Source organism: Clostridium sp. AF37-5 (assembly GCF_003477605.1).
In the GTDB taxonomy this organism is placed as follows: Bacteria; Bacillota; Clostridia; order Lachnospirales; family Lachnospiraceae; genus Eubacterium_F.
On the sequence record NZ_QUDR01000005.1, the window covers coordinates 1 to 14,830 of the forward strand.

The 14,830-nt window shown below is 38.8% G+C and carries 16 protein-coding genes; 1 reads left to right on the top strand and 15 read right to left on the bottom strand.

All coding sequences use genetic code 11. The annotated features are described in order from the left end of the window. Window positions 1-68 precede the first annotated feature (68 nt). The 15 genes from DW019_RS04470 to coaD all read right to left on the bottom strand — a co-directional run bounded on the left by DW019_RS04470 (window position 69) and on the right by coaD (window position 13,049). Window positions 69-710 carry a hypothetical protein gene (locus DW019_RS04470; protein ID WP_118442653.1) on the bottom strand — a complete coding sequence of 214 codons (642 nt, stop codon included), beginning with the start codon at window positions 708-710 and terminating at the stop codon, window positions 69-71. A 29-nt stretch (window positions 711-739) separates the two neighbouring features. Then, on the bottom strand, window positions 740-1,177 hold the full coding sequence (locus DW019_RS04475; RefSeq protein ID WP_022376669.1) for a hypothetical protein: 438 nt from the start codon (window positions 1,175-1,177) through the stop codon (window positions 740-742). A gap of 1 nt (window position 1,178) precedes the next feature. After that, window positions 1,179-1,739 carry a hypothetical protein gene (locus DW019_RS04480; RefSeq protein WP_022376670.1) on the bottom strand — a complete coding sequence of 187 codons (561 nt, stop codon included), beginning with the start codon at window positions 1,737-1,739 and terminating at the stop codon, window positions 1,179-1,181. Between the two features lie 27 nt (window positions 1,740-1,766). Continuing rightward, window positions 1,767-3,095 (bottom strand): hypothetical protein, encoded by a 1,329-nt coding sequence (locus DW019_RS04485; RefSeq protein ID WP_118442654.1) that lies wholly within the window; start codon window positions 3,093-3,095, stop codon window positions 1,767-1,769. 303 nt (window positions 3,096-3,398) lie between these two features. Beyond that, on the bottom strand, window positions 3,399-4,142 hold the full coding sequence (locus tag DW019_RS04495; protein ID WP_118442656.1) for a hypothetical protein: 744 nt from the start codon (window positions 4,140-4,142) through the stop codon (window positions 3,399-3,401). 57 nt (window positions 4,143-4,199) lie between these two features. Next, on the bottom strand, window positions 4,200-5,126 hold the full coding sequence (locus DW019_RS04500) for a DUF2975 domain-containing protein (RefSeq protein WP_118442657.1): 927 nt from the start codon (window positions 5,124-5,126) through the stop codon (window positions 4,200-4,202). A gap of 17 nt (window positions 5,127-5,143) precedes the next feature. After that, window positions 5,144-5,554, bottom strand: coding sequence for a hypothetical protein (locus DW019_RS04505; protein ID WP_118442658.1), 411 nt, complete (start codon window positions 5,552-5,554; stop codon window positions 5,144-5,146). 396 nt (window positions 5,555-5,950) lie between these two features. Beyond that, window positions 5,951-6,094, bottom strand: coding sequence for a hypothetical protein (locus DW019_RS14965; protein ID WP_182431043.1), 144 nt, complete (start codon window positions 6,092-6,094; stop codon window positions 5,951-5,953). 416 nt (window positions 6,095-6,510) lie between these two features. After that, window positions 6,511-7,551 carry an electron transfer flavoprotein subunit alpha/FixB family protein gene (locus DW019_RS04510; RefSeq protein WP_118442740.1) on the bottom strand — a complete coding sequence of 347 codons (1,041 nt, stop codon included), beginning with the start codon at window positions 7,549-7,551 and terminating at the stop codon, window positions 6,511-6,513. Window positions 7,552-7,579: 28 nt separating this feature from the next. Beyond that, the gene (locus tag DW019_RS04515; RefSeq protein ID WP_118442659.1) at window positions 7,580-8,362 is read right to left on the bottom strand and encodes an electron transfer flavoprotein subunit beta/FixA family protein; all 783 of its coding nucleotides are present in this window, start codon (window positions 8,360-8,362) and stop codon (window positions 7,580-7,582) included. Window positions 8,363-8,373: 11 nt separating this feature from the next. Beyond that, window positions 8,374-9,525: an acyl-CoA dehydrogenase gene (locus tag DW019_RS04520; protein ID WP_022375828.1), complete on the bottom strand. Its 1,152-nt coding sequence runs from the start codon at window positions 9,523-9,525 to the stop codon at window positions 8,374-8,376. A gap of 26 nt (window positions 9,526-9,551) precedes the next feature. Continuing rightward, the gene (locus DW019_RS04525; RefSeq protein WP_117478006.1) at window positions 9,552-10,394 is read right to left on the bottom strand and encodes a 3-hydroxyacyl-CoA dehydrogenase NAD-binding domain-containing protein; all 843 of its coding nucleotides are present in this window, start codon (window positions 10,392-10,394) and stop codon (window positions 9,552-9,554) included. Between the two features lie 54 nt (window positions 10,395-10,448). Next, complete coding sequence (locus tag DW019_RS04530; protein ID WP_022375830.1) at window positions 10,449-11,240, bottom strand: enoyl-CoA hydratase-related protein; 792 nt, start codon at window positions 11,238-11,240, stop codon at window positions 10,449-10,451. A gap of 81 nt (window positions 11,241-11,321) precedes the next feature. Continuing rightward, on the bottom strand, window positions 11,322-12,506 hold the full coding sequence (locus DW019_RS04535; protein ID WP_118442660.1) for an acetyl-CoA C-acetyltransferase: 1,185 nt from the start codon (window positions 12,504-12,506) through the stop codon (window positions 11,322-11,324). 48 nt (window positions 12,507-12,554) lie between these two features. Continuing rightward, the gene (coaD, locus tag DW019_RS04540) at window positions 12,555-13,049 is read right to left on the bottom strand and encodes a pantetheine-phosphate adenylyltransferase (protein WP_022375832.1); all 495 of its coding nucleotides are present in this window, start codon (window positions 13,047-13,049) and stop codon (window positions 12,555-12,557) included. 213 nt (window positions 13,050-13,262) lie between these two features. Here coaD and DW019_RS04545 point away from each other — a divergent pair, with 213 nt between their 5' ends. Continuing rightward, entirely contained in the window at window positions 13,263-14,597 is a 1,335-nt protein-coding gene (locus DW019_RS04545) for a butyryl-CoA:acetate CoA-transferase (RefSeq protein ID WP_118442661.1), read from the top strand. Window positions 14,598-14,830 lie beyond the last annotated feature (233 nt).

Consider the following 14,830-nt stretch of genomic DNA (forward strand, 5'->3'; position numbering starts at 1 on the left):
CAAGTATAATTTTTTTCAAAAACCTCTTGACTATTTATAGTTTGTCACCTCCTTTTGTACAGACATATCTAGAAACGTTTCATCTTATACCCTTTTTTATTGCCAATAAGTGCTTTTAATTTTTTCTTATAAACTTTATAACTAACTTTTACACCATTAATTTCTGTATGTCTCTTATTATTCTCATCTACAGTTGATGTATATGAGACACCTTTTGAAGAAAGTTTTCCATTTTTGTACTTGTAAAACATCCGGTCCAAAGAGCCATGACTAAAACCTCTGTCAATATAATTGCTTTTTTTGTATATTGCACAATAATCATCATGTTCATATGGATTGAAATATTGTGGCATCTTAATAACCGGTTTCACTTTTCCCTTTACAATGGAATATACTGCTGTTGTTTCACCAAAACTATATATGTCTGCCGTATTGCATTTGGATGCATCAACATAGCGCAAAATGCACTCATCCACACCATTCTTATCAATATCTGCAAACACATAAAATGTACGTGGTTTTTCCGTATAATTCTCCACTTTGGAACTTAATTTCTTCATACGTGTATCATACTTTTTGATAAGACTTTGATACATTTTGTGCTGCTTTTTCTTGCTTATTTTTGCACTTGACGCAGGACTATATAACTGACCTGCTATCACGCCAAAAATCAACATAAATACACATAGGATTTTTTTGTATTGTTTCATAAAATAAAACTCCTTTTTCAGAATTGATATCATGATGAAATATCTAATTTTGTTACTTTTCCATTTTTATCTACCACTATGCTCAACCCTAATCCATTGTAGAGTTTTGCCAGTTTTAAGAAACTTTTTTTAGTCAATTTATCTGGACGCCCTTCTCCTCCGCTGGATATCATTTTACATTTTTTCTTTAAAGGAAAAACTGTTTTTTTGTATTTGAGGTTAACTCTTTTACCTGCCCAAAAATTCTTCATTGACTTTGAATACTGAAACTTACCATATACAATTAAGCGATTTGCCTTCATTGAAAGTTTCTTAATATTAATATCGGAATATAAGTCTTTTCTTTTCCCAGTTAAACCACTAAAATATATGCCCTTCTTTAATTTAGCATGAACACCTTGTGGATACAATATTCCAGCTAATAAAACAACCATTAACAATACCATCATTGTTTTTTTCATTGCCATCTTAATTCACCGTCCCCTGATTTTGTTGTGAATATTTCATGTAATCAATACATTGCTGAATCATTTGATGTGCCGTTTCTGCCATCTGATTATTTTTTACCGCAATTCTTTGCTGGGTTCCCACCATATGAATAATCAAAACATTTTGATTTCTAGTAATTCCAGCAATATCTTGATATTTTACATAATAATCTCGACGGATTGTTAAACCTAATATCGGTATATAATAACTTCCTTCTAAATGATAATCATATACCATAAGTCTGGTTTTTGCAATTCCAAACAAACTACACAAAGATGCTATTGCCGCTAAAATACTAACGACACCAAATACAATAAGCATCGTCCTTGCCCCTTCACCAACTAAATATCCGCCTCCATAACTGCCGGAGTATGACATCGCACCACCATAAACTCCACTATACACCGAATGTGTTGCATGTTTCATCTGTGAAATCACAATAATAACAATTCCCAAAACAGCAAGTATTCCACCACCTACACCTGACATAACAACTGCCTTTGTCGGCGCACCTTTTGATTCAAATAATAATCTCTCCATTTTTTTTGCTCCTCATATTTTTAGTTTCTATTTTACCTTTGCACTTCTCTTTTTAGACCATTTGCCATACACTATTTTCCCATGTTCCTTTCTATATCCTCTTACCTGAACATAGTATTTTTTTCCCTTCTTAAGTTTCTTAACCGTTTTTCTTGTTGTATTTTTTCCTACTTTTATAACCTTAACAGACTTTTTAAATTTGGGGTTTGTTGAATAGCGGATTTGGTATCCACTTACATCATTAATCCTATAGTAACTAATCGAAAATCGTTTCTTTCCAGAAATCACTCCCCCAAAAGTACTGATTTTTCCTTTTGCCAACTTCTTTTTTGCTGTATAATTGCTCTTATACTTTTTCCCACACTCTCTGCATACATTAAGTGTATACCCTTTTTTTGTATAGGATGATTGAACTATGGTCTGTTCATAATCGTGTTGACAATACTTATACAAACTTTCTTTCGGAAACACACTAAATGAATATTTTCCTACTGGTATTGATGCGCCATTTCCATCACACCCTACCCACGCTGCCATTCCTGAATGCAACACAATGAAGTACTGTGTATTTTGTTCCAACTTAATATTCCCTGACATTTCTACATTATTGCTATACAGCGTGGCAATGCTTTCTCCCAGGTTACTGTACAAATGCATATGTACATAATATGGATGTCCTCCAATGCTGCCCGGGTTCAGTCCCATGCTCTTTGCATACATCCTATAGATACTTTTATTGCCAGTATTAAAACTATACCAATCATCATCACCAGTTCCATCTAAAGTATTAGTAATAATCTGGTCTGTTCCTATTTGTGTTGATGAATCTTTACTATCACTCACATTATCCTTATTACAATCAATCCGTAATCTGATAAATCCTACCGATGAGCTTTCACAAGACAAACTACTACCTGCGTGAACATTAACATAATACTTTGTATTCTTTTCTAATTTCACACTTTCGTTGTTCTCTCCATTTTCGTATATTCCATATACCTGTATTATCTCTTCTCCTAATTGAGAATACAAATGAACATGTGCTCCTTGCGTATGACCTCCTATTGTTACCGGTAACAAAGACACATTTTTTACATAAAAATTATAATATGCATCCTCATTAGGTGTAATGATATAAAACCACGAATCACTGTTTGCCGATGTTATCTGGTTAGCGTATGATTTATTATATTCTGTCAATTGAACTGCACTCTGTTTGGTCCTGCCTCCAGTCACTATCATATCTGCAGCTTTACTAATTATTGGACTTCCCAAACCTTCCCAAAGCACAACACATAACACAAATATAATTGCCATTCCCCTAATTTCTCGTATCACATTTTTTTGATTTTTCATAGTCAATTCCTCCATCGTTTTTTTAGGTAGTGTTAAAAAACCACCTCTTTTTTTGTTCTAAAATAACCATGGGCAAAACTCCACACATTAAGTATTTATACAGGTTTGCGAAGCATGGCAACCTCTTTTATCACTACAAATTTATAGTAACAACCCACTCCAAATGGTATAATTAAGTTGTCAAAATCAATTCACCGAAAGGAGCTGATTGTTATCTACCGTCAAGAAATTTTGAAAGACATCTGTCTTTTCACTTCACAACCAGTTGCAAAGTTTTACGATTCACTTTTTCTGAATCTTGATTTATCCTTTGTTCCGGAATATCCCCAAAATGGACGAAAAGGTTTTTCTAAGCACACCATGCCGGACTTGGAATTTTAAACTCAAAGCATCTCCATTTTCTTCTGTTTCAGAAAGGTCTTTATTATATATCCAAAAATTTGTGTACGGAGCTACATAGGACGAAAGTGAAAACACATAGTAAGCATTTTTCGGAATCACTACCTTAAACCAATCCTGGTCATCTGTTGCCGTAATTGCGCCCGTAATCGTAGTTCCCAAAGTATACGTTTGCGGCGAATCATAAGAGTGCGCATTATTATCGTTTACTCCATAACTGGTAAACGATGCATTTAAACGATATTTACCTATATATGACCCATTATCAACTTTTAAATAATAGGTTCCCTTTGATAATGAATAATTTGCTACCGCTGTATCCGGTTGTGTTATATTTCCATCATATGCATTATCCCTGTATAATTCTTCGGAAAAATCAGATGTATACAACTGAAAATATGTAAATCCATCAATATATGACATCACTTTTAACTCAACACGTCCATCTGATGAAATAACCAGTTTATACCAGTCCTCCTGTTCCTCTGACATAAGCCACTTATCACTGCTCCAAGTTCCTGTAAAACTCAAATTCTGTGCCAAACTGGCCGCATCCTGCTGAGCTTTACTTGTTGTCGGTTTATTTGTTATCTGATGTGATACTAGCAACACCATTGCTAAAACGATAGCAACTATTTTCTTTTTCATTTTTCCAACTTCCTTTCAGTTTCTAATTCTACTTTTATTACATACAATTTGTTTTTACTATCCCCACAAATATTTTTGTTCTTCCAGCCAGTGCATATGTTCCATGCGATTCGCAATTTGACTTTGATTGTACTGCATAATCTGATTGCTTTTTCGTATATCGCATAAAACCTGACCATTGATAACTTGCTGCTCAAACATACTTTTAGTCATTTTTTGAGATTCTGACACAACATCATACAACATTCTTTGATTCTGTTTTATTTCTTTTATGTCACTCGAAATGGAATCTAATGTGCTAATAATATGTCCCAAACGAAGTTCATTTTCATATAAATTGTATGCCCCCTCATGTCCTGTCAACCCATAACACCTTTCCGATAGCATATATTCAAACAACGATGCTATAGCTGGTAAAGAACGATATTTGGGATATATTACATTGGTGGAATAAAATTTATTAAGTACTGCTTTTGTCTTCTTTCTTTCATCTGCCAAAAGAGCATATTCATCGTTTAGTGTCTTTCCCTTTTCCAGTAAATTTTTTCTATAACGCTGAATTTCCTCAATATTTTCCTGATTTGTAATACGCACCTGCTGATTATATGATTGCGTCTGAACCACATTAGACACAACCAAAATAATTCCACCTACCACAAAACAAACAAATATACCAATAATTCCAAGCATAATGTTTAAAAACCATCCTGGAGCTCCACCTTCTGGTGATTTCAAAAAAACATAACCAAAATAAACTAAAATTGCAAAAAAAGCACATACAATTGCTGTTATAATTCCTCCCACCACACTTGGTCTTTTTTCTTGATAAATTTCTGGTTCCAACTTCATTTGATAATTCACACTACCAATAGAATCTCGTAAATGTTCTAAAATCTCATTCTGTTGGTATAACATTTTTTCTAAATCAAATACATGCTTAAGGTAATTCGTTATGTCTTTTGATGTTGCTAATTCATTCGCCATATTTTTTCCTCCATACTTTATTCTTTCCGTTCCACCATATCTAACAAACGGCTTTCATCCTTTTCATCCGAATTAATACTTACACTTTTATTCGTTTGATAATATGTAGTTCCATCTTTCTCAACCAATTCATCATCCTTCAGTTCAAGAGAATGACTTGTTACATCATTCTTCAAATTAATGGTATTTCCATCTATTTCATACTCAAATATTTGTTTTCCTTCTACACTCATCTCACCACCTTCTACAATTCCGATGTACGCTTTTCCTGATGAGGAAATACAACAGTATTTACGACTTTGACCTTGCCATGCACCAATAAATTTATTATTCTGCTCCGCATTGGTCTGATTGCTATTGTCACTACTTCCACACCCCACTAACACCAGAAAACACATACTAAATAACACAAATAATTTCTTTTTCATTTCTCCAACTTCCTTTCATTTAACATTTTGTTCCATTTTATCACTCCTGCCCCCAAACTTTTTTCCTAATTTTCAACAAAAAAAAGAAAATGTGAGATGTCCGCTATTTCATTAATAGACAACAATCTCACATTACCTTCAATCTCTTAAATCATTTTCCTAAATTTTAACACAGTGAAATTATTCTATTTATCCCCCCAACAACATATTTCGGTCATACGTTTCATCTCATTTTGTCCAAAAAGTATGCTCACAAAACTGAATACTTGGCACCAATTTACATTCTATGCAACTTTCCACCTCCCCCCTCGAACATTACTAAACAACAAAAAAACACCTCGTGGGAGACTATAACGCTCTGCGTTATCCCGTCTCACACGAGGTGTTTCTTTGTTGTTACTTACTGCTCTGTTTTTTCTTAGAAATTACATCAAAGGCAACGGTTGCTACTGCGGTAATGATAACACATTTTGCGATATCACCGTAAAGGTTACTCTGCTGATAACCATTTTTCTTTGCTTTGATTCGTTTCCAAATCACGGAAGCAATAAATCCTGCACAAATCAGGACACCGGCAATTCGTTTTTTGGCGTTTGAGCCTTTATGCTACGGCTTGTTTACAGCAATCTGGTCGCCACTTACACCGCAGGCAGTTAATAAAAATGTCATGATAACTGCCAACAGACAAACTAGCAGTGCTTTATGATAAAAAACACATTTTTGTTATTCTGTTAAATCGACACAAAAAAATACGAATCTACTTGATTTGTACCATCCTGTCCTAAGACATACACTTTTCCCAAAATTCATCTTCCGGGTTTTCTACAATAAACGCATAGTGTTTTTGATATACTTTTTTCTTCATCACCTAAACACCCTCAAATGAAAAGAAAACAATAAACCACAAACTGTAATTTATTGTTTTCTTTTTTATCAAATGATTTCTCGCCTAAAGATTAGTTTTTCTCAGCCAATTCTGCTTTCAGCATCTCTGTCAACTGAGGAACAATCTTATTCAAATCGCCTACCAAACCATAGTCAGCTACATCAAAGATTGGAGCTGTCTCATCTTTGTTAATAGCAACGATAATGTCAGATTCTTCCATACCTGCAACGTGCTGAATAGCACCGGAAATACCAATTGCGAAGTATACGTTAGGACGAACGGTTTTACCGGTCTGTCCTACCTGACGCTCAACCGGAAGCCAGCCATTCTCTACAACAGCACGGGAACAACTTACTGTTCCGCCAAGTACATCTGCCAAATCCTGAAGAAGTTTGAAGTTTTCTTCGCTTCCAACACCACGACCGCCGGATACCAAAATCTTAGCATCTGCGATATCTACTGTGTCAGCTACAGACTTCACAACATCAAGAATCTCAACATATTTATTGTCCGGAGTGAATCCCGGATTGTACTCGATTACTTCAGCTTTTGCACCCTTAATTGGGTCAATCTTCTGCATAACACCGGCACGAACGGTAGCCATCTGTGGACGGTTGTATGGACATGCAATCGTAGCGATTGTATTACCACCAAACGCAGGACGTGTCATAAGAAGCTGATTTGGAATGGTCTCCTTTGTCATGTTATCGGTGAAATCACCAATCTCAAGTACTGTACAGTCAGCAGTCAGACCAGTTGCTACACGTGCCGATACACGAGGACCTAAGTCACGGCCGATTGCTGTTGCACCAACCAACATAATTTCAGGTTTGTACTCATTGATTACAGAAGCAAGTGCATGAGCATATGGCTCTGTACGATATACTTCAAGTTCTTTGTCATCCACTACGATTACTTTGTCTGCACCATACTCAGCCAAAGAATCTGCAAGGTCTTTAACACCGTAACCAAGCAAAACAGCGGTAACTTCTGCGTTCAAATCTTTTGCCAGATCTTTTGCTTTACCAAGCAGCTCGTAAGCGATTCCGCTTACTTCTCCGTCTACCTGCTGTGCAAAGACATATACACCTTTATATTCTTCTAAACTCATTTTTTTCACCACTTTTCCTTTATAATAATTAGATTACATGTTTCTCTTTAAACTTATCTACAATATACTGAGCAGCTTCTGTTGGGTCAAGAGTAACGACTTCGCCGGCACCTTTACGAACCTTATCGGAAGCTCTAGCAATCTTTGTTGGAGATCCTTTCAAACCAAGGTTAGAATCATCTACATCCTTAAGGTCTGCACGTCCCCAAACGGTAATCTCTTTGTCAAATGCGTCCATGATTCCGCCCGGAGTCATATAACGTGGCTCATTCAACTCAGAAAGAGCAGTGATCAGGCAAGGCATTTTAGCCTTTACTACATGGTAGCGGTCCTCATACTGACGCTCAACGATTACGCTGTCACCTTCCACTTTGATATTCTGTGCATAAGAGATAACCGGAATATCCAAGTGCTCGGAAATCTGTGGACCAACCTGTGCAGTATCACCATCGATAGCCTGACGGCCTGTGATAATCAAATCGTAATCAATGTTACGAAGTGCACCGGCAATTGTTGTAGAAGTAGCCCAAGTATCAGCACCACCGAGTACACGGTCTGTTACAAGGATACCATTGTCAGCGCCCATTGCCATTGCCTCACGAAGAACTTCTTCTGCTTTTGGAAGTCCCATGGTAAGAACAGTAACTTCTGCACCTGTTTCTTCTTTAATTCTCAGTGCTGCTTCCAAACCGGCTTTATCATCCGGGTTCATGATGGTAAGCATCGCACCTCTATTCAATGTACCGTCCGGGTTAAATACAACACCGCCCTTAGTATCCGGCACCTGTTTAATACATACTACTATTTTCACGAGAGCACCTCCTATTTCAATAAGCTGCCAGAGATAACCATACGCTGAACTTCTGAAGTTCCTTCGTAGATTTCTGTGATTTTTGCATCACGCATCATACGCTCAACGTCATATTCTCTGATGTAGCCATAACCACCGTGTAACTGAACTGCTTTTGTTGTTACTTCCATAGCAACTTCTGCTGCGTACAATTTTGCCATAGCAGCTTCTACGCTGTAAACTTTCTGCGTAGCTTTTGCCATTGCTGCACGATACACAAGCATCTTAGCAGCTTCCACTTTTGTTGCCATATCAGCAAGCTGGAACTGTGTATTCTGGAACTGTGCAATCGAACGACCGAACTGTTTTCTTTCTTTTACATAATCGATTGTTGCCTGCAAAGCACCTTCTGCCAGACCAAGTGCCTGAGCAGCGATACCAATACGTCCACCATCCAGTGTATGCATGGCAATTCCGAAACCTTTGCCCTGTGCACCAAGAAGATTTTCTTTTGGAATACGGCAGTCCTCGAAGATTAACTCGTATGTGGATGAACCACGGATACCCATCTTCTTCTCCTTTGTACCAAAAGTAAATCCAGGAGTATCTTTCTCAACGATGAAAGCAGAAATTTCTTTTACTTTTCTACCACGTTTTTCGATGATACCGGTTACAGCAATGATAATATAAATATCTGCTTCTTTACCATTTGTGATGAAGCATTTAGAACCATTGAGTACCCATTCGTCACCATCTAAAACAGCCTTTGTCTGCTGTCCCTGTGCATCCGTACCTGCACCCGGCTCAGTCAAACCGAAAGCGCCTAATTTCTCACCACTTGCAAGTGGTACAAGATATTTCTTTTTCTGCTCTTCTGTACCGTACATCATAATTGGGTCAGCACCAAGAGAAGAATGAGCGGATACAATAACGCTTGTTGTACCACAAACTTTAGCTAACTCCTCAACGCACATTGTGTACATCAATGGGTCACAGCCCTGTCCGCCGTACTCTTTAGGAATCGCAATTCCCATGAAACCAAGTTTCATCATTTTGTCAACAGTCTCACGAGGGAATACTTCTGTTTCATCGGTTTCCTGCGCAAGTGGCTTTACTTCGTTCTCAGCAAAATCTTTGAACAACTGTCTCGCCATTTCATGCTGTTTGTCTAATTTAAAATCCATGATAACATGAACTCCTTTCTATAATATTATTTGGAATAATCAAAGAATCCAACACCAGTTTTACGTCCGAGTTTGCCGGCACGTACCATTTTACGAAGCAATGGATGTGGACGGTATTTCGGGTCACCAGTCTCTGCCTGAAGAACTTCCATAATAGCAAGGCAGATATCAAGACCAACCAAATCACCAAGTGCAAGAGGTCCCATTGGGTGGTTTGCACCAAGCTGCATAGCAGCATCGATACCCTCAGCAGAAGCAACACCATCAGCAAGGATGCCAACTGCTTCGTTAATCATAGGAATCAAGATACGGTTTACAACAAATCCGGCAGCTTCTTTTACCTCAACCGGTGTTTTACCAATTTCTTTTGCAATAGCAACTACTTTATCGTTTACTTCATCTGTTGTGTTCTCGCCGCGGATAACTTCAACAAGCTTCATAACAGGAGCCGGGTTAAAGAAGTGCATTCCGATAACCGGATGAGAAATGCCTGCACCGATTTCTGTAATGGACAAAGAAGAAGTATTCGTAGCGAAAATGCAGTCTTCTTTCTTTACGATATCCTGCAGTTCTTTGAATGTCTGTTTTTTAACATCCATAACTTCCAAAGCTGCCTCAACAATCAAATCACAATCAGTACAAATGTCTTTTACGCCAGTTGTAATCTTAGCTAAGATTGCATCAACATCTTCCTGTGTTTTCTTTCCTTTTGTAACCAGTCTCTGAAGACCTTTTGCAATCTTGTTTTTACCGTTTGCAGCAAACTCTTCATTGATGTCACACAAATATACTTCATAACCTTCTGTCTGCGCAAATGCCTGCGCAATTCCGGAACCCATTGTTCCAGCTCCAATAATACCAACTTTCATTGTATTTACCTCCATTGTATTTGATTCAAATCCCAGACGGGATGTCGTCACGAATTAACAGTTTTTGAATGGTACCACTTTTAATTTTTTCTCTTTATCTTTCTCTAAGAAGTTACCCATTCCGGCTTTCTGGTCTTCTGTCTCGAAGCAGTCACCGAACAATTTCTCTTCGATTACAATTGCCTCATCCATATTTACCTGAAGACCTTCATTAATTGCCTTTTTACAGTTGCGGACAGCAATCGGTGCATTCTTAGCAATACCGGATGCCATCTTCTTTGCTGCATCCATCAGTTCTTCCTGTGGATATACAGCATTTACAAGACCAATGCGGTAAGCTTCGTCTGCTTTAATATTTCTTGCTGTATAAATCATCTGTTTTGCCATACCAGGGCTTACTAAACGAGCAAGTCTCTGTGTACCGCCAAATCCAGGAGTAATACCAAGACCTGCTTCCGGCTGGCCAAATACGGCATTGTCAGAGCAGATACGGATATCACAGCTCATGGAAATCTCGCATCCACCACCAAGAGCAAATCCGTTTACTGCAGCAATTACAGGAATCGGAAATGTCTCTAACTTACGGAATACATCGTTTCCTTTTTTACCAAAGGCTTCGCCTTCTGCTTTTGTCAATGTGCTCATCTCTCCGATGTCTGCACCTGCAACAAAAGATTTCTCTCCGGCACCTGTCAAAATCAGGCAGCGGATTTCGTTCTGGTCAACTGCATCCAAAGTCTGATTCAGTTCATCCAAAACAGCACTGTTTAACGCATTCAATGCTTTTGGGCGGTTGATGGTAATAATACCAACTGCACCTTCTACTTCATATGTTACAAATTCCATTGAAAGTATCCTCCATTTAAAATTTCTTTTTTACATCACAGGAACGAACCGATAGAATACCGGCTCGTCCCAAAAGTAAAATTAGTCTCTCTCAACAATTGTGGAACATCCCATTCCACCACCGATACAAAGTGTTGCAAGACCTTTCTTTGCATCGCGTTTCTGCATCTCATGAAGCAATGTAACAAGGATACGGCATCCACTTGCTCCAACCGGATGTCCAAGTGCAATTGCACCACCGTTTACATTCAATTTGCTAAGGTCAAATCCAAGGTCACGACCTACTGCTACAGACTGTGCTGCAAATGCCTCGTTTGCCTCAATCAAATCAAAGTCATCAATGCTCATGCCTGTTTTAGCAAGAACCTTCTTTGTAGAAGCGACCGGTCCAATACCCATGATTTTTGGATCCACACCGCCAAGAGCACCGGCTACAAATGTTGCCATTGGTGTTACACCAAGCTCTTTTGCTTTTTCTTCGCTCATTACTACGATAGCAGCTGCACCATCATTAATACCGGAAGCGTTACCAGCTGTTACCACGCCGCCTTCTTTACCGGAGCAGCATCTAAGACCGCTAAGGCTCTCAACTGTTGTACCAGGACGTGGTCCCTCATCGGTATCAAATACGATTGTTTTCTTTTTAGACTTGATTTCAACAGGAACAATCTCATCTTTGAATTTACCTGCAGCAATAGCAGCTTCACATTTCTGCTGGCTGTTTGCAGAAAACTCATCCAACTCTTCGCGAGTAATTCCGTACTGCTCTGCTACGTTCTCAGCAGTAATCATCATGTGATACTGATTGAAAGCATCCCACAATGCATCGTTTACCATGGTATCCACAAATTTACCATTGTTCATACGGTAACCAAAACGAGCATTCATAGCTGCGTAAGGAGCCATGGACATGTTCTCCATACCACCGGCAACAACAATATCAGCATCTCCTGTCTGAATCATCTGAGCTGCCATATTTACACAGTTCAAACCGGAACCACAAACAACGTTTACAGTAACTGCTGTTGTCTCGATTGGAAGACCAGCACCGATGGATGCCTGACGAGCTACGTTCTGACCAAGACCTGCCTGGATTACACATCCCATGTAAACATGGTCAACGGCATCCTTTGGCACGCCTGCTCTCTTAAGAGCCTCCTCAATAACGATAGAACCTAATTTTGGTGCTGGAGTTGTGCTTAATGCACCACCCATTTTACCAATTGCCGTACGGCAAGCACCTGCTAATACAACTTTCTTAGACATGAATATATCCTCCTTATAAATTTTTTACTAATACTACTTAATTTATCATCACTGCTTTCGCAGTTTCTGATCATACTTTTCTCTGAATGCCTTCTGAACAACTTCCGGCACCAGTTTCGATACATCCGAGCCATAAAAAGCAACTTCTTTCGCAATGGTGGAACTTAGGAAAGCATACTCAAGACTCGTAGTAAAAAACATCGTATCAATCTCCGGCTCAATGCTGTGATTAGTCTGTGCAATCTGCATCTCGGATTCAAAATCCGTCACGGCACGGAGACCGCGGATAATCAGCTTTGCATCATTTTGTTTGGCAAAATCAATTGTCAATCCGGTAAATGTTAAAACCCTCACATTTGGAAATTCTTTCGTGGTCTGCTTTAACAGTTCTACACGCTCTTCCCTTGTAAATAAAGGCGTTTTTTCCTGATTCACAAGCACTCCTATAATCAATTCATCCACTACTTTGGATGCTCTCTTAATAACATCTAAGTGCCCATATGTAACGGGATCAAAACTACCCGGATATATTGCTTTTATCATATCTTTTTCCTATCTGTAAATCAAACTACAATTTACCACTTTTTATGATTCAATCCTTACTCATAATAACAAACGAAAACGATATTGTCAACAATTTAACAAACTTTTTCCATGAACATTTTGTGAACCGACTGGCTACTTGACCACACCATGCGATAATGCTAAAATAAACGTATTGCAAATATAGTTACCAGAATGGAGGTTTTACCAGATATGAACGAATTATATAAGAGTAAACTTGTGACTGCCAAAGAGGCAGCCGAAGTGGTAAAGTCAGGAAACTGGGTGGATTACGGCTGGACCGTGACAACACCTGTGGATTTCGACAAAGAACTTGCCAAACGTCTGCCGGAGCTTCACGATGTGAACTTCCGTGGCGGTATCCTGATGTGGGAACCGGAGATTTTCAAAATTGAAGATCCGGCTGCACACATGACATGGAACTCCTGGCACATGAGCGGAATCGAAAGAAAAGCTGTTGCAAAAGGATTTTCTTTCTACTCTCCAATCCGCTATTCGGAACTGCCACGTTATTACCGTGATTTAGAAAATCCTGTGGATATTGCTGTTATGCAGGTAGCACCGATGGATGAACACGGATACTTTAACTTTGGACCAAGTGCTTCCCATTTGGGAGCTGCCTGCGAGCGCGCGAAAACCATTATCGTTGAGGTAAACAAAAACATGCCACGCTGTCTTGGCGGATTTGAAAATGGAATTCATATTTCTAAAGTAGATATGATTATCGAAGGATCAAACCCACCAATCGCAGAAATGGGCGGCGGTGCTGCTGCAACAGAAGTTGACCACGCAGTAGCAAGACAGATCGTTGCGCAGATTCCAAACGGTGCCTGCCTTCAGTTGGGAATTGGCGGTATGCCAAACGCTGTCGGCTCACTGATTGCTGAATCCGATTTAAAAGATCTTGGTGTTCACACCGAAATGTATGTCGATGCTTTTGTTGACATTGCCAAAGCCGGAAAAATCAATGGTTCTAAGAAAAACTTAAACAAAGGCCGTCAGGTATACGCTTTTGCTGCCGGCACAAAGAAATTGTATGACTATTTGGATAACAATCCTGAATGCATGAGTGTTCCTGTCGATTATGCCAATGAAATTGATGTCATTTCCGCACATGATAACTTCATTTCAATTAACAATGCTGTTGACATTGATTTGTTTGGACAGGTTAATGCTGAATCCGCCGGCATAAAAAATATCAGTGGAGCAGGTGGCCAGCTTGATTTCGTATTAGGTGCTTATAAATCAAAAGGCGGAAAGAGCTTTATCTGTCTCTCTTCTACCTTTAAAAATAAGCAGGGCGAAGTACAGTCCCGTATCCGCCCAACTTTAGCAAACGGTTCCATCGTTACCGATACCCGTGCAAACACAATGTATGTCGTAACCGAATACGGTATGGTAAACTTAAAAGGACTCTCCGGCTGGCAGAGAGCTGAATCATTAATCGGCATCGCTCATCCGGATTTCCGTGATGAATTGATTAAAGAAGCTGAGAAGATGCATATATGGCGTAGAAGTAATCGATGATTAATCTTTTTGGGATCCGTAATTAAAAAGAAAAGTTTGTGATTCGTGGGCACTCCCGTTAAACAAACGCGTAAGGGTATCGGCGTGCAAAACACGCACGCCTGATACCCACGTGTTTGTACCCACTCATCGCAAATCTTTTCTTTTTTAATTACCGGAAACCAAATAGATTAGCATCGAATACATTCTTACAAACAGAATCACTTAGTTACTTGAGGGTATCGCATAATGGC

What these genes read in the sequence shown, in the direction of transcription:
- DW019_RS04470 (WP_118442653.1), bottom strand. Translation starts at nt 710, where the DNA reads ATGAAACAATACAAAAAAATCCTATGTGTATTTATGTTGATTTTTGGC.
- DW019_RS04475 (WP_022376669.1), bottom strand. Translation starts at nt 1,177, where the DNA reads ATGGCAATGAAAAAAACAATGATGGTATTGTTAATGGTTGTTTTATTA.
- DW019_RS04480 (WP_022376670.1), bottom strand. Translation starts at nt 1,739, where the DNA reads ATGGAGAGATTATTATTTGAATCAAAAGGTGCGCCGACAAAGGCAGTT.
- DW019_RS04485 (WP_118442654.1), bottom strand. Translation starts at nt 3,095, where the DNA reads ATGAAAAATCAAAAAAATGTGATACGAGAAATTAGGGGAATGGCAATT.
- DW019_RS04495 (WP_118442656.1), bottom strand. Translation starts at nt 4,142, where the DNA reads ATGAAAAAGAAAATAGTTGCTATCGTTTTAGCAATGGTGTTGCTAGTA.
- DW019_RS04500 (WP_118442657.1), bottom strand. Translation starts at nt 5,126, where the DNA reads ATGGCGAATGAATTAGCAACATCAAAAGACATAACGAATTACCTTAAG.
- DW019_RS04505 (WP_118442658.1), bottom strand. Translation starts at nt 5,554, where the DNA reads ATGAAAAAGAAATTATTTGTGTTATTTAGTATGTGTTTTCTGGTGTTA.
- DW019_RS04510 (WP_118442740.1), bottom strand. Translation starts at nt 7,551, where the DNA reads ATGAGTTTAGAAGAATATAAAGGTGTATATGTCTTTGCACAGCAGGTA.
- DW019_RS04520 (WP_022375828.1), bottom strand. Translation starts at nt 9,525, where the DNA reads ATGGATTTTAAATTAGACAAACAGCATGAAATGGCGAGACAGTTGTTC.
- DW019_RS04525 (WP_117478006.1), bottom strand. Translation starts at nt 10,394, where the DNA reads ATGAAAGTTGGTATTATTGGAGCTGGAACAATGGGTTCCGGAATTGCG.
- DW019_RS04530 (WP_022375830.1), bottom strand. Translation starts at nt 11,240, where the DNA reads ATGGAATTTGTAACATATGAAGTAGAAGGTGCAGTTGGTATTATTACC.
- DW019_RS04535 (WP_118442660.1), bottom strand. Translation starts at nt 12,506, where the DNA reads ATGTCTAAGAAAGTTGTATTAGCAGGTGCTTGCCGTACGGCAATTGGT.
- coaD (WP_022375832.1), bottom strand. Translation starts at nt 13,049, where the DNA reads ATGATAAAAGCAATATATCCGGGTAGTTTTGATCCCGTTACATATGGG.
- DW019_RS04545 (WP_118442661.1), top strand. Translation starts at nt 13,263, where the DNA reads ATGAACGAATTATATAAGAGTAAACTTGTGACTGCCAAAGAGGCAGCC.